The sequence below is a fragment of the Streptococcus mitis genome (assembly GCF_000722705.1).
Lineage (GTDB): Bacteria > Bacillota > Bacilli > Lactobacillales > Streptococcaceae > Streptococcus > Streptococcus mitis_P.
This window is the reverse complement of the sequence record NZ_JPFW01000008.1, coordinates 558405-579647: the sequence shown is the minus strand read 5'-3', so window position 1 is coordinate 579647 and position 21243 is coordinate 558405. Positions and strand designations below refer to the sequence as shown.

General features: G+C 41.9%; 24 protein-coding genes. 15 read left to right on the top strand and 9 right to left on the bottom strand.

The genetic code is table 11. The features are described 5' to 3' along the window. Window position 1: 1 nt before the first annotated feature. Window positions 2-1366 (bottom strand): aspartate kinase, encoded by a 1365-nt coding sequence (locus tag SK642_RS07745; RefSeq protein ID WP_033684217.1) that lies wholly within the window; start codon window positions 1364-1366, stop codon window positions 2-4. 211 nt (window positions 1367-1577) lie between these two features. Between SK642_RS07745 and SK642_RS07740 the strand changes: the two genes are divergently transcribed. The 13 genes from SK642_RS07740 (at window position 1578) to SK642_RS07680 (ending at window position 12243) form a co-directional block, all read left to right on the top strand. Then, a complete protein-coding gene (locus SK642_RS07740) occupies window positions 1578-2363 on the top strand; it encodes an enoyl-CoA hydratase (RefSeq protein ID WP_033684216.1) in 786 nt (261 codons plus the stop codon). Between the two features lie 94 nt (window positions 2364-2457). Then, complete coding sequence (locus tag SK642_RS07735; RefSeq protein ID WP_000386351.1) at window positions 2458-2892, top strand: MarR family winged helix-turn-helix transcriptional regulator; 435 nt, start codon at window positions 2458-2460, stop codon at window positions 2890-2892. Continuing rightward, window positions 2892-3866, top strand: a complete 975-nt coding sequence (locus tag SK642_RS07730; RefSeq protein WP_033684215.1) for a beta-ketoacyl-ACP synthase III — start codon at window positions 2892-2894, stop codon at window positions 3864-3866. Before SK642_RS07735 ends, SK642_RS07730 begins: the two co-directional genes overlap by 1 nt. Window positions 3867-3924: 58 nt before the next feature. Further along, window positions 3925-4149 carry an acyl carrier protein gene (locus SK642_RS07725; protein WP_000257838.1) on the top strand — a complete coding sequence of 75 codons (225 nt, stop codon included), beginning with the start codon at window positions 3925-3927 and terminating at the stop codon, window positions 4147-4149. Between the two features lie 221 nt (window positions 4150-4370). Next, a complete protein-coding gene (gene fabK / locus SK642_RS07720; RefSeq protein WP_033684213.1) occupies window positions 4371-5345 on the top strand; it encodes an enoyl-[acyl-carrier-protein] reductase FabK in 975 nt (324 codons plus the stop codon). Then, entirely contained in the window at window positions 5338-6258 is a 921-nt protein-coding gene (gene fabD / locus SK642_RS07715) for an ACP S-malonyltransferase (RefSeq protein WP_033684211.1), read from the top strand. Before fabK ends, fabD begins: the two co-directional genes overlap by 8 nt. A 43-nt stretch (window positions 6259-6301) precedes the next feature. Then, window positions 6302-7033 carry a 3-oxoacyl-[acyl-carrier-protein] reductase gene (gene fabG, locus SK642_RS07710; protein ID WP_033684209.1) on the top strand — a complete coding sequence of 244 codons (732 nt, stop codon included), beginning with the start codon at window positions 6302-6304 and terminating at the stop codon, window positions 7031-7033. A gap of 21 nt (window positions 7034-7054) precedes the next feature. Then, the gene (gene fabF, locus SK642_RS07705) at window positions 7055-8290 is read left to right on the top strand and encodes a beta-ketoacyl-ACP synthase II (protein ID WP_033684207.1); all 1236 of its coding nucleotides are present in this window, start codon (window positions 7055-7057) and stop codon (window positions 8288-8290) included. Between the two features lie 2 nt (window positions 8291-8292). Beyond that, window positions 8293-8778, top strand: a complete 486-nt coding sequence (accB, locus tag SK642_RS07700) for an acetyl-CoA carboxylase biotin carboxyl carrier protein (protein ID WP_033684206.1) — start codon at window positions 8293-8295, stop codon at window positions 8776-8778. Continuing rightward, window positions 8775-9197, top strand: coding sequence for a 3-hydroxyacyl-ACP dehydratase FabZ (gene fabZ, locus SK642_RS07695; protein ID WP_000565515.1), 423 nt, complete (start codon window positions 8775-8777; stop codon window positions 9195-9197). Before accB ends, fabZ begins: the two co-directional genes overlap by 4 nt. An 11-nt stretch (window positions 9198-9208) precedes the next feature. Further along, on the top strand, window positions 9209-10576 hold the full coding sequence (accC, locus tag SK642_RS07690) for an acetyl-CoA carboxylase biotin carboxylase subunit (protein ID WP_033684204.1): 1368 nt from the start codon (window positions 9209-9211) through the stop codon (window positions 10574-10576). A 36-nt stretch (window positions 10577-10612) separates the two neighbouring features. Next, complete coding sequence (gene accD / locus SK642_RS07685) at window positions 10613-11479, top strand: acetyl-CoA carboxylase, carboxyltransferase subunit beta (protein ID WP_033684203.1); 867 nt, start codon at window positions 10613-10615, stop codon at window positions 11477-11479. Beyond that, window positions 11476-12243 carry an acetyl-CoA carboxylase carboxyl transferase subunit alpha gene (locus tag SK642_RS07680; RefSeq protein WP_033684202.1) on the top strand — a complete coding sequence of 256 codons (768 nt, stop codon included), beginning with the start codon at window positions 11476-11478 and terminating at the stop codon, window positions 12241-12243. Before accD ends, SK642_RS07680 begins: the two co-directional genes overlap by 4 nt. Window positions 12244-12495: 252 nt before the next feature. On the opposite strand, the gene nusB is transcribed toward SK642_RS07680, so the two are convergent. From nusB to gatC, 6 genes are all read right to left on the bottom strand, one after another. Next, window positions 12496-12921: a transcription antitermination factor NusB gene (nusB, locus tag SK642_RS07675; RefSeq protein ID WP_033684201.1), complete on the bottom strand. Its 426-nt coding sequence runs from the start codon at window positions 12919-12921 to the stop codon at window positions 12496-12498. After that, the gene (locus SK642_RS07670; protein WP_033684200.1) at window positions 12914-13303 is read right to left on the bottom strand and encodes an Asp23/Gls24 family envelope stress response protein; all 390 of its coding nucleotides are present in this window, start codon (window positions 13301-13303) and stop codon (window positions 12914-12916) included. The genes nusB and SK642_RS07670 overlap by 8 nt, the downstream gene beginning before the upstream one ends. 21 nt (window positions 13304-13324) lie before the next feature. Further along, window positions 13325-13885, bottom strand: a complete 561-nt coding sequence (efp, locus tag SK642_RS07665) for an elongation factor P (RefSeq protein WP_000568643.1) — start codon at window positions 13883-13885, stop codon at window positions 13325-13327. Between the two features lie 140 nt (window positions 13886-14025). Continuing rightward, entirely contained in the window at window positions 14026-15468 is a 1443-nt protein-coding gene (gene gatB / locus SK642_RS07660; RefSeq protein WP_033684199.1) for an Asp-tRNA(Asn)/Glu-tRNA(Gln) amidotransferase subunit GatB, read from the bottom strand. Further along, window positions 15468-16934: an Asp-tRNA(Asn)/Glu-tRNA(Gln) amidotransferase subunit GatA gene (gene gatA / locus SK642_RS07655; protein ID WP_033684198.1), complete on the bottom strand. Its 1467-nt coding sequence runs from the start codon at window positions 16932-16934 to the stop codon at window positions 15468-15470. Before gatA ends, gatB begins: the two co-directional genes overlap by 1 nt. Beyond that, complete coding sequence (gene gatC, locus SK642_RS07650; protein WP_000705419.1) at window positions 16934-17236, bottom strand: Asp-tRNA(Asn)/Glu-tRNA(Gln) amidotransferase subunit GatC; 303 nt, start codon at window positions 17234-17236, stop codon at window positions 16934-16936. Before gatC ends, gatA begins: the two co-directional genes overlap by 1 nt. 401 nt (window positions 17237-17637) lie before the next feature. On the opposite strand from gatC, the gene SK642_RS10995 reads away from it, so the two are divergent. Then, entirely contained in the window at window positions 17638-17712 is a 75-nt protein-coding gene (locus tag SK642_RS10995) for a hypothetical protein (protein WP_232610068.1), read from the top strand. A gap of 246 nt (window positions 17713-17958) precedes the next feature. Here the strand turns inward: SK642_RS10995 and SK642_RS07645 are convergent, their stop codons facing one another. Together SK642_RS07645 and SK642_RS07640 are read right to left on the bottom strand one after the other, a co-directional pair. Then, window positions 17959-18204, bottom strand: a complete 246-nt coding sequence (locus SK642_RS07645; RefSeq protein WP_033684197.1) for a DUF4160 domain-containing protein — start codon at window positions 18202-18204, stop codon at window positions 17959-17961. Then, the gene (locus tag SK642_RS07640) at window positions 18197-18448 is read right to left on the bottom strand and encodes a hypothetical protein (RefSeq protein ID WP_000471833.1); all 252 of its coding nucleotides are present in this window, start codon (window positions 18446-18448) and stop codon (window positions 18197-18199) included. The genes SK642_RS07645 and SK642_RS07640 overlap by 8 nt, the downstream gene beginning before the upstream one ends. A 234-nt stretch (window positions 18449-18682) precedes the next feature. On the opposite strand from SK642_RS07640, the gene SK642_RS07635 reads away from it, so the two are divergent. Next, window positions 18683-20227 carry a peptide chain release factor 3 gene (locus SK642_RS07635; protein ID WP_033684195.1) on the top strand — a complete coding sequence of 515 codons (1545 nt, stop codon included), beginning with the start codon at window positions 18683-18685 and terminating at the stop codon, window positions 20225-20227. The last annotated feature ends 1016 nt before the right edge of the window (window positions 20228-21243 follow it).

Below are 21243 nucleotides of genomic sequence, written 5' to 3'. Positions count from 1 at the left end.
ATTAGTCTTCCTTACTTTCTCCAAAAAAGGCATTGTAGAGGGCTTTAATAGCTGCTTTCTCCTGGTCTTTATTAACAACAAACATGATAGAAACTTCACTAGAACCTTGAGACATCATCTGGATATTGATCTTGTTTTCAGATAGAGCGCGTGTAGCAGTAGCAGTTACTCCGATATGACTCTTCATTTTTTCTCCAACAATCATAATGATAGAAAGATCGTGTTCGATTTCTGCATGGTCTACTTCAGCCTTTTGAACCAACTGACGAAGGATTTCTTCTTCCTTGATAGGAGTTAGTTCACGAGAACGGAGAATGATTGAAAGATCGTCGATACCAGTTGGCATATGTTCCCAACCGATGTTGAGGTCTTCAAGGATTTGCAGAACCTTGCGACCAAATCCAACCTCACGGTTCATGAGGTATTTAGACATGTTGATGCTGACAAAGCCAGAATCACCAGCAATTCCCACAACTGGAAATTCATCACTACTGTGTTTTAGAACGATACGAGTACCTGGATGATCAGGGTTGTTTGTATTTTTGATAACCAGAGGGATTTTTCCGCGGTAGGCAGGAAGAAGGGCTTCGTCATGAAGGACTGAGAATCCTGCATAGGCCAATTCACGCATTTCACGGTAGGTCAACTCAGGGATCGAGTGTGGTTGGTGAATAATACCAGGATGGGCTGCAAAGATACCATCAACATCCGTAAAGTTTTCATAAAGGTCAGCCTTGACACCAGCAGCAATGATAGAACCAGTGATATCAGAGCCTCCACGTGAGAAGGTACAGATTTGATTTTCCTTAGTAACTCCAAAGAAACCAGGAATAACAAGGACTTCATTTGCATTTGTTAATTCTTCAATCTTGTCATAACTTGATGGAATGATGCGAGCGTGACCAGGCTCACTTGTGACCACAATCCCAGCTTCTCTAGGGTGCACATAGCGTGCATCAATCCCATTTTGATTAAAGTAGGCAGCGATTAATTTAGCATTGTTGTTTTCACCCGCTGCTAGGAAAGTATCGTAGAGAAATTCGTTTTCTTCGATAGGCAGAGTGGCCAAGGCACGAATGCTTTTAGAAATTTTTTCTAGAATAGCTGGCTTTAGTCCCAATTCGCTAACCATAGCAGCATAGCGGTCGATAATCCAGCTTTGACTCTTGCTAATATCATTACCAGCAACATAGTCGCGGTAGTATTTAATCAAGGCATCCGTAACCTTAGTATCTTCAGCATTGCGTTTCCCAGGTGCAGAAACGACTACAAAACGGCGTTCTGGATCGCTTTTAACGATGTTTAAAACTTTTTCTAATTGACCAGCAGAGGCAAGAGAGCTACCTCCAAATTTAACAACTTTCATAAGAACTCCTAAAGTAAGTATTTTATACGATTATAGCAGAAAGAAAGCCTTTTTTCAATGAAGAAAATAAGCTATTTTACAGGGAAAGATAAGGAATCTAAAATCGGCTGAGACACTTATTACATTCTTATTCTTGCTTTTTAAGAGTAAAAAAGATATACTTTGATAATAAAATGATTTAACTTGCTTATAAAAATAAAAAGGAGTCCAGATGGAACATATTATTTATCAGCTTGAAGAGGATTTGGCAATCATTACGTTGAATCGTCCTGATGTCGCTAATGGTTTCCATATTCCAATGTGTGAGGAGATTTTAGAAGCCTTGACTCTGGCGGAAGAGGATCCAGCTGTGCATTTTATCTTGATTAATGCCAATGGCAAAGTCTTCTCAGTTGGGGGAGATTTAGTAGAGATGAAGCGTGCAGTAGATGAGGATGATATTCCATCATTAACGAAAATCGCAGAATTGGTCAATACGATTTCTTATAAAATCAAGCAAATTGCAAAGCCTGTTTTGATGGAAGTTGATGGGGCTGTTGCAGGTGCCGCAGCTAATATGGCTGTTGCCGCAGATTTCTGTTTAGCGACCGATAAGGCTAAATTTATTCAAGCCTTTGTTGGAGTTGGTTTGGCTCCAGATGCAGGAGGAATTCATCTCTTGAGCCGCAGTATTGGTGTGACGCGTGCTGCCCAACTAGCCATGACAGGGGAGGCTTTGACAGCAGAAAAAGCTCTAGAGTGGGGTGTGGTTTACCGTATTTCTGAAGCTGATAAGTTAGAAAAAACTAGAGAACAGCTTCTTAAAAAATTAAGACGTGGTTCAGGCAATTCCTATGCTGCCATTAAGAAGTTGGTGTGGGAGAGCCAATTTAAAGATTGGCAAGATTATGCTGTTTTAGAACTGCATCTACAGGAATCACTAGCTAAAACAGAGGATTTTAAAGAGGGAGTTCGGGCTCATTCGGAGAGAAGAAGACCTAAATTTATAGGAAAATAAAAAAGATACTTGCGTCATTCTTTGAAGTTTGATATAATTCTTTTGTCAAATGTTTTGATTGTAAAAGTTTTTTTGAGAAGGAGGGAAAGAAGGATTGGACTACCAACGAATTAATGAATATTTAACATCTATATTTAACAATGTCCTTGTCATTGAGGAAGTTAGCTTGAGAGGTAGTCGTTTCAAGGATATCTCCATCAAAGAAATGCATACGATTGATGTGATTGGGAAATTCCCAGACGTGACACCAAGTCAAGTGTCAAAAGAGTTGATGGTGACTCTTGGGACAGTTACGACTAGTTTGAATAATCTCGAACGCAAGGGTTATATTGAACGCATTCGTTCAGAACATGATCGACGTGTGGTGCATCTGCATTTGACAAAGAAAGGTCGCTTGGTTCATAGACTACATAAACGCTTCCACAAGGCCATGGTTGAAAAAATCATCGATGGTATGAGTAAGCAAGAAATTGAGGTTATGAGCAAAGGTTTGACTAATCTTTATCAATTTTTGGAGGATTTGAGATAATGGCTTTTGCAACAATAAGCCAGGTTGCTCATTATGTGCCAGAGCAGGTGGTTACAAATCATGATTTAGCTCAGATTATGGATACCAATGATGAGTGGATTTCAAGTCGAACGGGAATACGACAAAGGCATATTTCAAGAACAGAATCTACTAGTGATTTGGCTACAGAAGTTGCTAAGAAACTGATGACAAAAGCTGGAATCACAGGAGAGGAGTTGGATTTTATCATCCTAGCTACCATTACTCCAGATTCGATGATGCCCTCTACAGCTGCTCGAGTCCAAGCTAATATTGGTGCTAGTAAGGCCTTTGCTTTTGACCTAACAGCTGCTTGTAGTGGATTTGTATTTGCTCTTTCAACTGCTGAAAAGTTTATAGCTTCTGGTCGCTTTCAAAAAGGCTTGGTGATTGGTAGTGAAACCCTCTCTAAGGCAGTCGATTGGTCGGATCGATCAACAGCTGTGTTGTTTGGAGATGGTGCTGGTGGAGTCTTGCTAGAAGCTAGCGAGCAAGAGCATTTCTTGGCTGAGAGTCTCAATAGCGATGGAAGTCGCAGTGAGTGTCTGACTTATGGACATTCAGGCCTACATTCTCCATTTTCAGATCAAAAAAATACAGATTCATTTTTGAAGATGGATGGACGTGCAGTCTTTGATTTTGCTATTCGGGATGTAGCCAAGTCTATCAAACAGACTATTGATGAATCTCCTGTAGAGGCGACAGACTTGGATTATCTGCTACTTCATCAGGCTAATGACCGTATTTTGGATAAGATGGCTAGGAAAATTGGTGTCGACCGAGACAAACTTCCAGCCAATATGATGGAATATGGCAATACCAGTGCAGCAAGTATCCCGATTTTACTTTCAGAGTGTGTAGAACAAGGCCTCATCCATTTAGATGGTAGCCAGACTGTTCTTTTATCAGGCTTCGGTGGAGGCTTGACCTGGGGCACGCTCATTCTTACAATTTAGGTAATCATGTGGTGAACACATTGTTATAAAAAATTATTTATTTTAAAGGAGTCCTATCATGGCAGTATTTGAAAAAGTACAAGAAATTATCGTTGAAGAACTTGGAAAAGACGCATCAGAAGTAACACTTGAATCAACTTTTGATGACTTGGATGCAGATTCATTGGACTTGTTCCAAGTAATCTCAGAAATCGAAGATGCTTTTGATATCCAAATCGAAGCAGAAGATGACTTGAAAACAGTTGGTGACTTGGTTGCCTACGTTGAAGAGCAAACAAAATAATACTCAATGAAAATCAAAGAGCAAACTAGGAAGCTAGCCGCAGGCTGTACTTGAGTACGGCAAGGTGACGCTGACGTGGTTTGAAGAGATTTTTGAAGAGTATAAGCAGAATATAGATAGAAGGAGTAGGGAAACCCGCTCCCTCTTGTTTAGGCAATAGTTTGATTGTCAAATTATGACGATATCGAACTATTACGTAAGCAAGAAACGATGGAGGCACTATGAAAACGCGTATTACAGAATTATTGAACATTGATTATCCTATCTTTCAAGGAGGAATGGCCTGGGTTGCTGATGGTGATTTGGCAGGGGCTGTTTCCAAGGCTGGAGGGCTAGGGATTATCGGTGGGGGGAATGCCCCTAAAGAAGTTGTCAAGGCAAATATTGATAAAATCAAATCATTGACTGATAAACCCTTTGGGGTCAACATCATGCTCTTGTCTCCCTTTGTGGAAGATATTGTAGACCTCGTTATAGAGGAAGGTGTTAAGGTAGTGACAACAGGAGCAGGAAATCCAAGCAAGTACATGGAACGCTTCCATGCTGCTGGGATTACGGTTATTCCAGTTGTGCCTAGTGTTGCTTTAGCTAAACGCATGGAAAAAATCGGTGCGGACGCTGTTATTGCAGAAGGAATGGAAGCTGGGGGTCATATCGGTAAATTAACAACCATGACCTTGGTGCGTCAGGTAGCTGCAGCTGTATCTATTCCTGTTATTGCTGCAGGAGGGATTGCAGATGGTGAAGGTGCTGCGGCTGGCTTTATGCTAGGTGCAGAGGCTGTTCAGGTTGGAACTCGTTTTGTCGTTGCAAAAGAGTCTAATGCCCATCCAAATTATAAGGCGAAAATTTTAAAAGCTCGAGATATTGATACTACGATTTCAGCTCAACACTTTGGACATGCTGTTCGTGCTATTAAAAATCAGTTGACTCGTGATTTTGAACAGGCTGAAAAAGATGCCTTTAAACAAGAAAATCCAGATTTGGAAATTTTTGAGCAAATGGGAGCGGGTGCTCTAGCCAAAGCGGTTGTCCACGGAGATGTGGATGGCGGATCTGTTATGGCAGGTCAAATTGCAGGCCTTGTTTCCAAAGAAGAAACCGTTGAAGAAATCCTAAAAGATTTGTATTACGGAGCAGCTAAGAAAATTCAAGAAGAAGCCTCTCGTTGGGCAGGAGTTGTAAGAAATGACTAAAACAGCCTTTTTATTTGCTGGTCAAGGTGCCCAGTATCTAGGGATGGGACGGGATCTCTATGATCAGTATCCGATTGTCAAAGAAACAATTGATCAAGCGAGTCAGATACTCGGTTATGATTTGCGTCATCTCATCGATACGGAAGAAGACAAACTCAATCAGACTCGCTATACGCAACCAGCCATTTTAGCGACTTCAGTTGCTATTTACCGTTTATTGAAAGAAAAGGGTTATCAGCCTGATATGGTTGCTGGTTTGTCCCTCGGAGAATATTCTGCCTTGGTGGCCAGTGGCGCCTTGGATTTTGAAGATGCGGTATCCTTGGTAGCTAAGCGTGGAGCCTATATGGAAGAAGCAGCTCCTGCTGGTTCTGGCAAGATGGTGGCAGTTCTCAATACGCCAGTAGAGGTTATTGAGGAAGCCTGTCAAAAAGCTTCTGAACTTGGAGTCGTTACTCCAGCAAACTATAATACACCTGCACAAATCGTGATTGGTGGAGAAGTACTTGCGGTTGACCGAGCTGTCGAACTCTTGCAAGAAGCAGGTGCCAAACGCTTGATTCCTCTCAAAGTTTCAGGCCCCTTTCATACCGCTCTCCTTGAGCCTGCTAGCCAGAAACTAGCTGAAACTCTAGCTCAGGTAAGTTTTTCAGATTTCACTTGTCCCCTAGTCGGCAATACAGAAGCTGCTGTCATGCAAAAAGAAGACATTGCTCAACTTTTGACGCGTCAGGTCAAGGAACCAGTTCGTTTCTATGAAAGTATTGCAGTTATGCAAGAAGCAGGCGTAACCAACTTTATCGAGATTGGCCCAGGGAAAGTCTTGTCAGGCTTTGTTAAAAAGATTGATAAGACGGCTAAACTAGCCAATGTTGAAGATCAGGCTAGCCTGGAAGCTCTTCTAGGAAACTAGTAATCCATTCTCCCATAAATACAGGAGGAAACAGGAGAAAAGAATGCAACTAAAAAATAAAAATATCTTTGTTACAGGTTCAAGTCGTGGAATTGGTCTTGCCATCGCCCACAAGTTTGCTCAAGCTGGAGCTAATATCGTATTAAACAGTCGTGGGCCTATCTCTGAAGAATTACTCGCTGAGTTTGCAGACTACGGTGTCAAGGTGGTTCCTATTTCAGGAGACGTATCCGATTTTGCAGACGCTAAGCGTATGGTTGAGCAAGCTATTGCAGAGCTGGGTTCAGTAGATGTTTTGGTCAACAATGCAGGAATTACCCAAGACACCCTCATGCTCAAGATGACAGAAGCAGATTTTGAAAAAGTGCTCAAGGTTAACCTGACTGGTGCCTTTAACATGACACAATCAGTCTTGAAACCGATGATGAAAGACAGAGAAGGTGCTATCATTAATATGTCTAGTGTTGTTGGTTTGATGGGAAATATTGGTCAAGCTAACTATGCAGCTTCTAAGGCTGGTTTGATTGGTTTTACCAAGTCTGTGGCGCGTGAAGTAGCCAATCGCAATATCAGGGTTAATGCTATCGCACCTGGAATGATTGAGTCCGATATGACAGCAGTTCTATCGGACAAGGTAAAAGATGCCATGCTGGCGCAAATTCCTATGAAAGAATTTGGGCAGGCAGAGCAGGTTGCAGATTTGACAGTATTTTTAGCAGGCCAAGATTATCTAACTGGTCAAGTGGTTGCCATTGATGGTGGCTTAAGTATGTAGCAGAAGCTAGAGGTGAAAAAGATGAAACTAAATCGCGTAGTAGTAACAGGTTATGGAGTAACATCTCCAATCGGAAATACACCAGAAGAATTTTGGAATAGTTTGACAACTGGAAAAATCGGAATTGGTCCAATTACAAAATTTGATCACAGTGACTTTGATGTGCATAATGCGGCAGAAGTTCAAGATTTTCCTTTTGATAAATACTTTGTAAAGAAAGATACCAATCGTTTTGATAACTATTCTTTATATGCCTTGTATGCAGCCCAAGAAGCTGTTAATCATGCCAATTTGGATGTAGAGGCTCTTGATAAAGATCGTTTTGGTGTTATCGTTGCCTCTGGTATTGGTGGAATCAAAGAAATTGAAGATCAAGTGCTTCGCCTCCATGATAAAGGACCAAAACGTGTGAAACCATTGACCCTTCCAAAAGCCTTGCCAAATATGGCTTCAGGAAATGTTGCTATGCGTTTTGGAGCAAACGGTGTTTGTAAATCCATCAATACTGCCTGCGCTTCATCAAATGATGCGATTGGGGATGCCTTCCGCTCAATTAAGTTTGGTTTCCAAGATGTTATGTTGGTAGGTGGTTCAGAAGCCTCTATCACACCTTTTGCTATCGCTGGTTTCCAAGCCCTAACTGCTCTATCAACTACAGAGGATCCAAGTCGTGCTTCTATCCCATTTGATAAGGACCGCAATGGTTTTGTTATGGGGGAAGGTTCAGGGATGTTGGTTCTTGAAAGTCTTGAACACGCGGAAAAACGTGGGGCGACGATCCTTGCTGAAGTGGTTGGTTATGGACATACCTGTGATGCCTACCACATGACTTCACCACATCCAGAAGGTCAGGGAGCTATCAAGGCCATCAAATTAGCTTTGGAAGAAGCTGAGATTTCTCCAGAGCAAGTAGCCTATGTCAATGCTCACGGAACGTCAACTCCTGCTAATGAAAAAGGAGAAAGTGGTGCTATCGTAGCTGTTCTTGGTAAGGAAGTGCCCGTATCATCAACTAAGTCTTTCACAGGACATTTGCTGGGGGCTGCAGGTGCAGTAGAAGCTATCGTAACAATCGAGGCTATGCGTCATAACTTTGTTCCAATGACAGCTGGGACAAGTGAAGTATCAGATTATATCGAAGCCAATGTCGTTTATGGACAAGGCTTGGAGCAAGAAATTCCATACGCTATTTCAAATACTTTTGGTTTTGGTGGCCACAATGCAGTTCTTGCTTTCAAACGTTGGGAGAATAAGTAAGTATGAATTTAAACGATATTAAAGACTTGATGGCTCAATTTGACCAATCAAGTTTGAGAGAATTTTCCTATAAGAATGGGACGGATGAGTTGGAGTTTAGCAAGAATGAAGCGAGACTTGTATCTGAAGTTGCACCTCAAGTTGCTCCAGCACCAGTTCTAGCAACACCTAGTCCAGTAGTTCCTACATCTGCTCCAGCAGAGACTGTAGCAGAAGAAGTTTCAGCTCCAGCTGAAACAAGTGTGGCTGCTGAGGGAGATGTTGTAGAGAGCCCACTTGTTGGGGTGGCTTACTTGGCTGCTGGTCCAGATAAACCTGCCTTTGTAACAGTTGGTGATAGTGTTAAAAAAGGTCAAACATTGGTAATTATCGAAGCCATGAAAGTCATGAATGAAATCCCAGCTCCTAAGGATGGTGTGGTAACGGAAATTCTTGTTTCTAACGAAGAAATGGTTGAGTTTGGTAAAGGATTGGTACGTATCAAATGATCGATATTCAAGGAATCAAAGAAGCCCTTCCCCACCGTTATCCTATGCTCCTAGTAGATCGTGTGTTGGAAGTGAGCGAGGACACTATTGTTGCCATCAAAAATGTAACCATCAATGAGCCCTTCTTTAACGGTCATTTCCCTCAATATCCAGTTATGCCAGGTGTTCTGATCATGGAAGCCTTGGCGCAAACAGCTGGTGTCTTGGAGTTGTCTAAGCCTGAAAATAAAGGGAAACTAGTCTTCTACGCTGGTATGGACAAGGTTAAGTTCAAGAAGCAAGTTGTACCAGGCGACCAATTGGTTATGACAGCGACTTTTGTAAAACGTCGTGGCACTATTGCCGTGGTTGAAGCAAAGGCTGAAGTGGATGGCAAGCTTGCAGCCAGTGGTACTCTTACCTTTGCAATAGGGAACTAAGGAGGTTCTCCATGTTTCGAAAAATTTTAATTGCCAATCGCGGTGAAATTGCGGTTCGTATTATTCGTGCGGCGCGTGAATTGGGGATTGCGACGGTAGCGGTCTATTCAACTGCCGATAAGGAAGCCCTTCATACGCTTTTAGCAGATGAGGCGGTTTGTATTGGCCCTGGTAAGGCAACGGAGTCTTATCTTAACATTAATGCGGTTCTATCAGCTGCAGTCTTGACTGAGGCTGAAGCCATTCACCCAGGTTTTGGATTTCTCAGTGAAAATTCCAAATTTGCTACTATGTGTGAAGAAGTTGGTATCAAGTTTATCGGCCCATCTGGTCATGTCATGGATATGATGGGGGATAAGATCAATGCGCGCGCTCAGATGATCAAAGCAGGCGTGCCTGTCATTCCAGGTTCGGATGGAGAAGTGCATGACTCTGAGGAAGCATTGATTGTTGCTGAAAAAATTGGCTATCCTGTTATGCTCAAGGCTTCAGCAGGTGGAGGTGGCAAAGGGATTCGTAAGGTTGAAAAACCAGAAGATCTCGTTTCAGCCTTTGAAACTGCCTCTAGTGAAGCCAAGGCCAATTATGGCAATGGTGCCATGTACATAGAACGGGTCATCTATCCAGCTCGTCATATCGAGGTTCAAATCCTAGGAGATGAACACGGAAATGTGATTCACTTGGGGGAACGGGATTGTTCTCTTCAACGGAATAACCAAAAGGTTTTGGAAGAAAGCCCTTCGATTGCAATTGGAAAAACGCTTCGTCATGAAATTGGTTCAGCTGCTGTTCGAGCTGCAGAGTCTGTTGGCTATGAGAACGCAGGAACCATTGAGTTTCTTCTTGATGAAGCCAGTGGTAAATTCTATTTCATGGAAATGAATACACGTGTTCAGGTGGAACATCCTGTAACAGAGTTTGTTTCAGGTGTTGATATCGTTAAGGAACAGATTCGCATTGCGGCAGGTCAGCCTCTGTCTGTGAAGCAAGAAGATATTGTCCTACGTGGCCATGCTATTGAATGTCGTATCAATGCAGAAAATCCAGCTTTTAACTTTGCTCCAAGTCCAGGTAAGATTACCAATCTCTATCTTCCAAGTGGGGGAGTTGGCTTGCGCGTGGATTCAGCGGTTTATCCAGGTTATACTATTCCGCCTTATTATGATAGTATGATTGCCAAAGTCATCGTTCACGGCGAAAATCGTTTTGATGCCTTGATGAAAATGCAACGTGCCCTCTATGAACTAGAGATAGAGGGAGTACAGACCAATGCAGATTTCCAGCTTGACCTCATTTCAGATCGCAATGTTATTGCTGGGGATTACGATACTTCCTTCTTGATGGAAACCTTCTTACCTAAATATCAAGAAAAAGAATAAAATGACTTCAAGAGTTTAAACCGAAAAGGGGAATCAATGGCTCTATTTAGTAAAAAAGATAAGTATATTCGAATCAATCCCAATCGTTCGGTTAGGGAAAAACCTCAAGCCAAGCCAGAGGTTCCAGATGAATTATTTTCTAAGTGTCCAGGTTGTAAGCATACCATCTATCAGAAGGATCTGGGAAGTGAGCGTATCTGTCCACACTGTAGCTATACTTTTCGTATTTCTGCCCAAGAACGCTTAGCTCTGACGATTGATATGGGAACCTTCAAGGAATTGTTTACAGGGATTGAAAGCAATGATCCCTTGCATTTCCCTGGTTATCAAAAGAAACTAGCAACTATGCGTGAAAAAACAGGTCTGGATGAAGCCGTTGTCACAGGAACTGCTCTTATTAAAGGTCAGACTGTGGCTCTTGGGATTATGGATTCCAACTTTATCATGGCTTCTATGGGTACGGTTGTAGGGGAAAAAATTACTCGCTTGTTTGAGTATGCTACTGTTGAAAAGTTGCCAGTTGTTCTCTTCACAGCCTCTGGTGGAGCCCGTATGCAGGAAGGAATCATGAGTCTCATGCAGATGGCCAAGATTTCTGCAGCGGTTAAACGTCATTCAAATGCTGGCCTCTTTTACCTGACTATTTTGACAGATCCAACGACTGGTGGTGTGACAGCTTCTTTCGCTATGGAAGGCGATATCATTCTGGCTGAACCACAAAGTTTGGTTGGTTTTGCTGGGCGTCGTGTGATTGAAAATACGGTTCGTGAAAGCTTGCCTGAGGGTTTCCAAAAGGCAGAATTCCTATTGGAACATGGCTTTGTGGATGCTATTGTCAAAAGAAGAGACTTGCCAGATACCATTGCTAGCCTAGTCAGATTGCACGGAGGGAGTCCTAGATGAATATTGCAAAAATAGTCAGAGAAGCGCGTGAGCAGAGTCGCTTGACAACCTTGGACTTTGCGACAGGCATTTTTGATGAATTTATCCAGTTACATGGTGACCGTTCTTTCCGAGATGATGGTGCAGTTGTTGGTGGTATCGGCTGGCTTGGAGACCAAGCTGTAACAGTGGTTGGTATCCAAAAAGGCAAGAGTTTACAAGATAACCTCAAACGGAATTTTGGCCAACCGCATCCAGAAGGCTACCGCAAGGCTCTACGTTTGATGAAACAGGCTGAAAAGTTTGGCCGTCCAGTGGTGACTTTTATCAATACAGCAGGTGCCTATCCTGGTGTGGGAGCGGAAGAACGTGGTCAAGGGGAAGCTATCGCTCGCAATCTCATGGAAATGAGTGACCTGAAAGTTCCTATTATCGCCATTATTATCGGTGAAGGTGGTTCAGGTGGAGCTCTGGCTCTGGCAGTCGCAGACCGTGTTTGGATGCTGGAAAATTCTATCTATGCTATTCTCAGTCCAGAAGGCTTTGCTTCTATTCTATGGAAGGACGGCAGTCGTGCCATGGAAGCAGCAGAGCTGATGAAAATCACTTCTCATGAGCTGTTAGAAATGGACGTTGTGGATAAGGTGATCTCTGAAACGGGACTTTCTAGCAAAGAACTAATTAAGAATGTCAAAAAAGAACTTCAAGCTGATCTAGCTCTGCTTTCACAAAAAACGTTAGAAGAGTTGTTGGAAGAGCGCTATCAACGGTTTAGAAAATACTAATACAAAAACTAGAACTGGCAGTCAGTTCTATTTTTTATGTGGTTCTTATACTCAATAAAAATCAAAGAGCAAACTAGGAAGCTAGCCACAGGCTGCTCAAAACACTATTTTGAGATTGTAGATAAGACTGACGAAGTCAGTCACAGATATACGGCAAGGCGAAGCTGACGTGGTTTGAAGAGATTTTTGAAGAGTATTACTCTGTATAAAGGACGAAGAAAAAGGTGCTTGGAAGACCAAACACCTTTTTGATTATTCATTTTCTTCAGTTACAAATTGACTAAGCAGTCCGTTGATAAAGCGGGCTGATTTTTGATCTGAAAAATTTTTGGCAAGTTCAATGGCTTCATTGACTGCTACCAGCTGAGGTGTATCAAATGAAGTAATTTCAAAGATACCCAGGCGTAGTAAGTTTTTTTCGACCAAGGTCAATCGTTCAACTGTCCAGCCTGACTTGAGGTGCTGGTTGATTTGTTTATCCAAATCGTCTTTTTGCGATTGAACACCAGAAACCAAGTTTAGGAGAAAGGCAGGGATTTGCACATCTGCATCTTCACGGTCATGTGTGTAGGCAAAGTGACAAGCTGTTTCCATATCTGTGCCGAATTCAAGGCTCATGAGAGCTTGAAAAGCGCATTTTCGGAGTTCACGTCTAGATTCTAATAATGGACTAGTCATTGAGGAAGTCCTCGTTAAATAGATCTTTCAACTCAGGTTTTGGTGTTTTATCTGGAACGATTCCTGCAACATGGATGTTGACAGCAGAAAGTTCCACATCAGCCATATCAAGGACAGCGTCTTTGACAGCTTTTTGAATAGCAAGAGCTACTTTTGGTACTTTCACACCGTACTCAAGGTAGAGATAGATGTCAGCAGTTAGCTCTTCATTGCTTTCTTTTAAGTAGACGCCACGACCAAGAGAGAGTTTTGATAGGGTATCAGATACGGATTTATTTGAAAATGAGTGGACACCCTCAACTTTTGCAGTTGCGATGGCAATGATTTTTTCAAGTACACGTGGAGCGATAACGATTTCGCCAAATTGTTCTTCAATTCCCATAGAATGACCTCTTTCTAGAGATTAGGCACGAGAAACGTAAGTTCCTTCTGCAGTGTTGATGATCAATTTTTGTCCAGCTTCGATGAAGTCTGGAACATTGACAACAAGTCCAGTTTCCATAGTTGCTGGTTTACCAGAACCTGTAACAGTAGCACCTTTGATAGATGGTTGTGTTTCAGCGACTGTCAATTCAACAGTAGTTGGTACAGTTACACCGATTACTTCAGTTCCGTAGAATTGGATTTTTACATCAGAGTTTTCAAGGATGTAAAGCAATTCATTTTCAACATTTACGACTGGGATTTCGTATTGGTCGTAAGTTTCAGTGTTCATGAAGTAGGCAGTTTCATCCATTTTGTACAAGTATTGAGCTGGAACAGTTTCGATAATAGCTTGTTCGAATTTTTCTTCTGGACGGTAGCTTGTGTCAAATGTAGAACCAGTACGGACATCACGCAATTTCATACGCATGATCGTGTTTCCTTTACCTGGTTTGTGGTGGCTAGCTTCCAAAACGCGGATTAATTTTCCGTCTGCAGTTTCAAATGTCATACCAGCTTTCAATTTGCTTGCTTCAATCATGTTTTTACCTCTTTAATAAATATTATTACTCTTCATTTTACCATAAAATCTTCTGGAAATAAAGCCAAAATAGTTAACGGGATTTGGTAGGAGCGAAAAGGAGCGAAAAAACCAACCTCAGGGCTGGTTTCTTTTACATGTTAATCTTCTTTCAACTTCGCCAATTCTTGGGCAAGGAGTTTAAGGGCAATTTGTGGGTTGGCTTGGCCTTTTGTTGCTTTCATCAGGAATCCTGTAAAGGCCTTATCTGCGTTACGTTTACCTGACTTGAAGTCGGCAACTGCGGCTTCGTTATCGGCAAAGACTTGGTGGATAATTGGAATCAAGACAGCTGGATCTGAGATTTGAACCATACCTGCTTTTTCCACGTATTCACGCGCTCCACCACCATTTTTAGCTAGGTGGACAAAGACTTTCTTGGCAATCTTAGAAGAGATCGTGCCGTCTTCGATGATGGCAATCATTTCAACCAAGTTTTCTGGTGTCAATTTGATTTGTTCCAGTGTCTTGCCTTCAGCGTTCAAGAATTGAGCGACTTCACCTTGGAGCCAGTTAGAGACCTGTTTGGCATCGCCACCGAGGGCAACAGCTTTTTCAAAGAAGTCAGAAGTTACTTTATTAGCAGTCAACTGGCTAGCATCGTAGTCTGACAAGCCGAGGTCAGATACGTAGCGCGCACGGCGTTCTTTTGGAAATTCTGGCAATTCAGTACGCATTTCCTCAATCCACTCATCTGAGATTTCAAAGAGGGGGAGGTCTGGTTCTGGGAAGTAACGGTAGTCAGCAGCGCCTTCCTTGACACGCATGAGGATGGTTGCCTTGTTGGCTTCATCGTAACGGCGTGTTTCTTGGCGAATTTGACCACCTGAACGAAGGATTTCAGCCTGACGTTGGACTTCGTATTCAAGCCCCTTACGAACATTTGAGAAGGAGTTGAGGTTCTTCAACTCAGTCTTGGTACCGAATTTCTCTTGCCCATAAGGACGAAGGGAAATGTTGGCATCCACACGCATCGAACCTTCTTCCATCTTAACGTCAGAAATACCAGCGTACTGGATAACCTCCTTGAGGGCGGTTAGATAAGCGTAGGCTTCTTCTGGCGAGCGCATGTCGGCTTCAGATACAATCTCGATCAAAGGCACCCCTTGACGGTTGAGGTCAACGTAAGAGTAGCCATCTGTACCGTGGGTGTTTTTACCAGCATCTTCTTCTAAATGAGCACGTTCGATACCGATTTTCTTGGTCGTACCGTCTTCTAGCTCCACTTCAATCCAGCCGTTGTAGCCAATTGGCTCATCAAACTGAGAAATTTGGTAGGCTTTTGGATTGTCAGGATAGAAGTAGTTCTTGCGGTCAAAGTGCATCTTTTTGTGGATGTCCATGTTGAGGGCAAGAGCAGCCTTGATACCGGCATCGACAACACCTTTATTGAGAACGGGTAGTACTCCTGGGAAAGACCAGTCAATCACGTTGGTGTTGGCATTTTGGTCATTTCCAAAGTGAGCAGAAGTAGGTGAGAAGATTTTTGAATTGGTGTTGAGCTCTACGTGGACTTCAAGTCCAATGACTGTTTCAAAGTTCATTAGTTGTCACCTCCAAAAATCACGGGTTGTTGTTTGTGGTAGTCTGTTGTTGCTTCAAAGGCAGCAGCAGCTTGGTAAATGGTTTCCTCAGAGTACTTAGGACCAATCAATTGCAGTCCGACAGGTAGACCTTGAGAGAATCCAGCAGGAATCGAAATTCCTGGAAGACCAGCCAAGTTGACTGGGATGGTCAAGAGGTCAGCCAAGTACATGGCAACTGGATCGTGGTTGAGTGAATCCAAGTCATAAGCAACGCTTGGAGCAGTTGGCCCCAAAATCAAATCGTAACCCGCAAAGACTTTTTCGAAATCTTGGATGATAAGGGTACGAACCTGACCAGCTTTCTTGTAGTAAGCATCGTAGTAACCTGATGAAAGGCTGAAAGTACCTAGCATGATACGACGTTTCACTTCTTCACCAAAACCTTGGCTACGGCTGTTTACATAGATTTCATCAAGATTAGTCGCATCCTCTGCACGATAGCCATAACGGATACCGTCAAAACGTTGCAAGTTTGATGAAGCTTCTGATGAAGCGATGATGTAGTAAACGGCAACACCGTATTTAGAGTGAGGAAGGCTAACTTCTTCAACGATAGCACCGAGTTTTTCAAAGTGTTTGGCTGCGTTCAGGATAGTTTCCTTAACCTCTGGGTCAATCCCTTCGCCAAGATATTCTTTAGGCAAAGCGATTTTCATACCCTTGATGTCTTGACCGATTTTTGAAGTAAAGTCAGCGATGCGGACAGGAGCAGAAGTAGAGTCTTTGGCATCTTGGCTGGCAATAGCATTGAGCAAGAGGGCGTTTTCCTTAACAGTTGGTGCAAAAGGTCCAATCTGGTCTAATGAGCTACCGAAGGCAATGAGACCGAAACGAGAAACCGTTCCGTAGGTCGGTTTGAGACCAACGATTCCGTTGAAGGCAGCAGGCTGGCGGATAGAACCACCAGTATCAGAACCAAGTGACAAGCGGACTTGTCCTGAAGCTACAGCTGCAGCAGAACCACTTGATGAACCACCAGGAACCTTGCTATGGTCCCAAGCATTTTTAGTGGCACCGTAGTGGGAAGTCTCACCTGAACCACCCATGGCAAATTCGTCCATGTTGGTTTTTCCGACGACAATCATGCCTTTAGCCTTTGCATTGGCAACGGCTGTCGCATCAAAGATAGGCTCATAATTGTAGAGCATTTTTGAGGCAGCAGTTGTGAGAATGCCGTCTGTAGAGATGTTATCCTTAACTGCAAGTGGAATTCCTGAAAGGACATTGTCAGCGTCAATTCCAGCTTCATCAATAGCTTTAGCTTGAGCAAGGGCTTGCTCCTCAGCGATGGTAACAAAAGCGTTGATAGCTGTCTCTCGAGACTTGATATCTTCAAGCGTTGCTTGGGTCAATTCAGTTGCAGAAATTTCCTTAGAAACAAGGAGATTGTGCAAGTCTTCAATGGTTTTATTGTTGAAAGTCATTAGGCATCTCCTCCATCGTCTAGGATAGCTGGTACCTTGATATAATAGTTGTCTTTTTCAGGTACGTTTTTAAACAAGCGATCGCGGTCTGTTCCTTCTTCGGCTACATCAGGGCGGAGTACAGTCTTGCGGTCAGCCATGGTCGTAGTAGGTGCGACACCAGTTGTGTCAACTTCGCCCAGCAATTCAACCATGTCAACAATCTTAGACAAGGTAGTCGCAAAGGCAGCAGTTTCTTCTTCAGAGAATCTTAATTTTGAAAGATTGGCAACGTGTGTTACCTCTTCTTGCGTAATTTTCATCTTGCATCCTTTCGTGAAATGATGATTTTTAGTCTGTTCTATTTTACCATATTTTCCTATAAATAAGGGAGGGAAAGCTGAAAAAAGACAGGTATAGGATGGAGAACGGTTTTTGATGATGATTTATTTGAAAAGCGGATTTCAAAGGGGAAATTATATGATACAATGGTATAACAGAGAAGTGAAGACGGTGGTTACGAAATCGAAAGGATGGTGATGCTTATGTGCAGAACCTGTAAAATCTTATACTCAATGAAAATCAAAGAGCAAACTAGGAAGCTAGCCGAAGACTGTACTTGAGTACGGCAAGGCGAAGCTGACGTAGTTTGAATTTGATTTTTGAAGAGTATTTAGTAGAAAGTAGTAACCAGATTTGCCCCCCCTTTGAGGCTTTGACGCTCATGTTTGTAGCTGGTAACTTTGTTATCACGCTCCTGAAGTTCATCCTTGAATTGGTAAAAGAGACAAAAAAATAGCCGTCCTAACTTTGGTGAGTTAACGAGCTATTTTTTAGTTATGTAATTACAGCCACCGTCTTAAACGGCTCTGTGGGGTGTTGTTGTCGCAACACCTTTTTCTACATTTATTGTAACATTTATTTAAAAAATTGCAAGGGGAGTAGGATGGTTAGTACCTAAGTGGGGCAATAGTTGAATAGTAGGCATTAAAATTGCTCGCTAGGTTTTGTCTATCGTACATTAGCAAACTAAGATTTTTTTATTTTAATATGCACTTTTTTGGTATTCATTCCATAGAGCCTGAAGTTCATCTGCATTTTCTAAAACATATTGCCTTATCATTCTTAGGTCTTTTGCCTTTAATTTACCATCTCTCAGTTCACCGTTCAGAAACATTGAACCCACTTCTTCTCCGTGGATATAAAAGTGAATATGCGCTTTTTGACCTTTATGGTTATGTTCGTTAGGACGAATTTCAATACCATACTTTAAGAAAGAATATTTAGGCATGTAATAATCCCACGTAGTCCTTCCATGTTTCAAGGTAGTTATCGCGATTTAATTCAATTTGCTTTTGAGCAAAACGAATGTCATAGTCTGCCAAGTCCAAATTTTCCAATACTTCTCCAGTTAGAATACTAAAGGTTCCAATTAATTCATCGTCATCATACATGCGTAAAATAGGGTTGCTTGGATTCTTGTAAATATCATCTTTTGTCACTTCTAAATTAGTTACACCAAATTCCTTGAACATGATTGCTTCTCCTTTTTCTTTTATTATATCATTTTTGCTAGAATTGTCACGGTTTTCGATATATTTGACTATAAGGAATAGCTTTTATTCAAGTATAGTCTGACATAAAATAGAAATTGAAAAAAATGCTAAAATCCGATATAATGGAATGTTGAAAGGAATGGTAAAATCCAATGTAGAAATCATTCTTAGCTATTGAACCAAGAAAAATAGAGAATCAAAGAAAGAGAACTTATGAATATTCAAGAAGAAATTAAGAAACGTCGTACCTTTGCTATCATCTCTCACCCTGACGCGGGGAAAACAACTATTACTGAGCAGTTGCTCTACTTTGGGGGCGAGATTCGTGAGGCTGGTACCGTAAAAGGAAAGAAAACAGGAACTTTTGCCAAGTCTGACTGGATGGATATCGAGAAGCAACGTGGGATTTCGGTTACTTCATCTGTGATGCAGTTTGACTACGATGGTAAGCGCGTGAATATCCTAGATACACCAGGGCACGAGGACTTCTCAGAAGATACCTATCGTACCTTGATGGCGGTGGATGCTGCGGTCATGGTCGTGGACTCTGCCAAGGGTATTGAGGCTCAAACCAAGAAATTGTTTGAGGTTGTGAAACATCGTGGCATTCCAGTTTTTACCTTTATGAACAAGCTGGACCGTGACGGTCGTGAACCTTTGGATCTCTTACAAGAACTAGAAGAAGTCTTGGGAATTGCTAGCTATCCGATGAACTGGCCAATCGGGATGGGGAAAGCCTTTGAAGGATTGTATGACCTCTATAACCAACGCTTGGAACTCTATAAAGGAGATGAGCGTTTTGCCAGTCTAGAAGATGGAGATAAACTCTTTGGTAGCAATCCTTTCTACGAGCAAGTCAAAGATGATATTGAGCTTTTAAATGAAGCTGGAAATGAGTTTTCAGAGGAAGCTATCCTTGCTGGAGAATTGACACCTGTCTTCTTCGGTTCAGCCCTTACTAACTTTGGTGTGCAGACCTTCCTTGAGACATTCCTTAAGTTTGCTCCAGAACCACATGGACACAAGAAAACGGACGGTGAAATTATAGATCCTTATGACAAGGATTTCTCAGGATTTGTCTTTAAAATCCAAGCCAACATGGACCCTCGTCACCGTGACCGTATTGCCTTTGTCCGTATCGTATCAGGTGAATTTGAGCGTGGGATGAGTGTTAATCTGCCTCGTACTGGTAAAGGGGCTAAACTGTCAAATGTGACTCAGTTTATGGCTGAAAGTCGTGAAAATGTGACTAATGCTGTGGCAGGTGATATTATCGGAGTTTACGATACTGGTACTTATCAGGTTGGGGATACCTTGACGGTTGGAAAAAACAAGTTTGAATTTGAACCGCTACCAACCTTTACTCCTGAAATTTTCATGAAAGTTTCTGCTAAGAATGTCATGAAGCAAAAATCCTTCCATAAGGGGATTGAACAATTGGTGCAGGAAGGAGCCGTTCAGCTTTATAAGAATTACCAAACAGGCGAGTACATGCTAGGCGCTGTTGGTCAACTTCAGTTTGAAGTCTTTAAGCACCGTATGGAAGGCGAGTACAATGCGGAAGTAGTCATGAGCCCAATGGGTAAAAAGACTGTTCGTTGGATCAAGCCTGAGGACTTGGATGAACGGATGTCGTCAAGTCGAAATATCTTGGCCAAAGACCGTTTTGACCAGCCAGTTTTCCTCTTTGAAAATGACTTTGCCCTTCGCTGGTTTGCGGACAAGTATCCAGACGTAGAGTTGGAAGAAAAAATGTGATTCAGTAAGCCTACTTGATTGCAAAGCAATCTAAGTAGGCTACGGCAAGTCCTATTAGACTTGCCTAACTGCCTCACTAACTACGTTTTACAAATAGAATCGATTTGTAAAACTCCGTGTCGTAGTGTAACAATTGGCTTACCTAAACGCTTCACTAGGCAAAGTCCACGAATAATATCGATCCGTGGATTTTTCCGTCGTAACTGGTAGGAAGTAGTCTAGCTAACTGCCTTACTAACTCATCGGCGAAAAATAATCGTTTTCGCCTCTTCGTGTCGTGGTGTAACAATTGGCTTACCTAAACGCTTCACTAGGCAAAGTCCACGAATAATATCGATTCGTAAAACTCCCCGTCGTAATTGGTAGTGAGTGGTCTAGCTAACTGCCTCATTAACTCCGTGTCGTAATCTAATAATCGGTAACTGCTATGGCTGTTTACCTAAACGCTTCACTAGGAAAAATCCACGAATATTATCGATCCGTGGATTTTCCCGTCGTAATGGTAAGGAAGCGAACTAGCTAACTGCCTCACTAACTACGTTTGGCAAATGTAATCGATTTGCCAAACTTCGTGTCGTAGTTCAGTAAATTTATTTGATTGTGTAACAATCTAAGTAACTAACGAGGTTGAGAAAAAAGTTTTTGAAATCAAAAGAGCGTATAGTATCAGGTGTTGAACATCCTTGATATTATGCGTTTTATTTTACTTCATTTTATTCTAAAATTGAGTTTTTGAAGACTATTATCGTTGGTTTCTATATGGATAGAATTATTAAACTCTATCTTCTATTAGAAAAAATGTGTTTTTTGATTGGATATGTCGTAGGAGACCTTTTATTAATTAGATAATTAAAAATTTTAAAATTTCAGTTTAATTGAATATATTTGCAAACAAATTTAAAAAATAAGTAATGATTGTAATTTTAAAAAATAGAATCTTAGCTAGTGTAAGTTCTTGGGTTATTTCAATATATATATATATATATATATGTTGAAACGGATGTGTATTTATTCAT

Bases quoted from the DNA above. Each gene is read 5' to 3' on its own strand.
- SK642_RS07745 (WP_033684217.1), bottom strand. From the start codon at position 1,366: ATGAAAGTTGTTAAATTTGGAGGTAGCTCTCTTGCCTCTGCTGGTCAA.
- SK642_RS07740 (WP_033684216.1), top strand. From the start codon at position 1,578: ATGGAACATATTATTTATCAGCTTGAAGAGGATTTGGCAATCATTACG.
- SK642_RS07730 (WP_033684215.1), top strand. From the start codon at position 2,892: ATGGCTTTTGCAACAATAAGCCAGGTTGCTCATTATGTGCCAGAGCAG.
- SK642_RS07725 (WP_000257838.1), top strand. From the start codon at position 3,925: ATGGCAGTATTTGAAAAAGTACAAGAAATTATCGTTGAAGAACTTGGA.
- fabK (WP_033684213.1), top strand. From the start codon at position 4,371: ATGAAAACGCGTATTACAGAATTATTGAACATTGATTATCCTATCTTT.
- fabD (WP_033684211.1), top strand. From the start codon at position 5,338: ATGACTAAAACAGCCTTTTTATTTGCTGGTCAAGGTGCCCAGTATCTA.
- fabG (WP_033684209.1), top strand. From the start codon at position 6,302: ATGCAACTAAAAAATAAAAATATCTTTGTTACAGGTTCAAGTCGTGGA.
- fabF (WP_033684207.1), top strand. From the start codon at position 7,055: ATGAAACTAAATCGCGTAGTAGTAACAGGTTATGGAGTAACATCTCCA.
- accB (WP_033684206.1), top strand. From the start codon at position 8,293: ATGAATTTAAACGATATTAAAGACTTGATGGCTCAATTTGACCAATCA.
- fabZ (WP_000565515.1), top strand. From the start codon at position 8,775: ATGATCGATATTCAAGGAATCAAAGAAGCCCTTCCCCACCGTTATCCT.
- accC (WP_033684204.1), top strand. From the start codon at position 9,209: ATGTTTCGAAAAATTTTAATTGCCAATCGCGGTGAAATTGCGGTTCGT.
- accD (WP_033684203.1), top strand. From the start codon at position 10,613: ATGGCTCTATTTAGTAAAAAAGATAAGTATATTCGAATCAATCCCAAT.
- SK642_RS07680 (WP_033684202.1), top strand. From the start codon at position 11,476: ATGAATATTGCAAAAATAGTCAGAGAAGCGCGTGAGCAGAGTCGCTTG.
- nusB (WP_033684201.1), bottom strand. From the start codon at position 12,921: ATGACTAGTCCATTATTAGAATCTAGACGTGAACTCCGAAAATGCGCT.
- SK642_RS07670 (WP_033684200.1), bottom strand. From the start codon at position 13,303: ATGGGAATTGAAGAACAATTTGGCGAAATCGTTATCGCTCCACGTGTA.
- efp (WP_000568643.1), bottom strand. From the start codon at position 13,885: ATGATTGAAGCAAGCAAATTGAAAGCTGGTATGACATTTGAAACTGCA.
- gatB (WP_033684199.1), bottom strand. From the start codon at position 15,468: ATGAACTTTGAAACAGTCATTGGACTTGAAGTCCACGTAGAGCTCAAC.
- gatA (WP_033684198.1), bottom strand. From the start codon at position 16,934: ATGACTTTCAACAATAAAACCATTGAAGACTTGCACAATCTCCTTGTT.
- gatC (WP_000705419.1), bottom strand. From the start codon at position 17,236: ATGAAAATTACGCAAGAAGAGGTAACACACGTTGCCAATCTTTCAAAA.
- SK642_RS07645 (WP_033684197.1), bottom strand. From the start codon at position 18,204: ATGCCTAAATATTCTTTCTTAAAGTATGGTATTGAAATTCGTCCTAAC.
- SK642_RS07640 (WP_000471833.1), bottom strand. From the start codon at position 18,448: ATGTTCAAGGAATTTGGTGTAACTAATTTAGAAGTGACAAAAGATGAT.
- SK642_RS07635 (WP_033684195.1), top strand. From the start codon at position 18,683: ATGAATATTCAAGAAGAAATTAAGAAACGTCGTACCTTTGCTATCATC.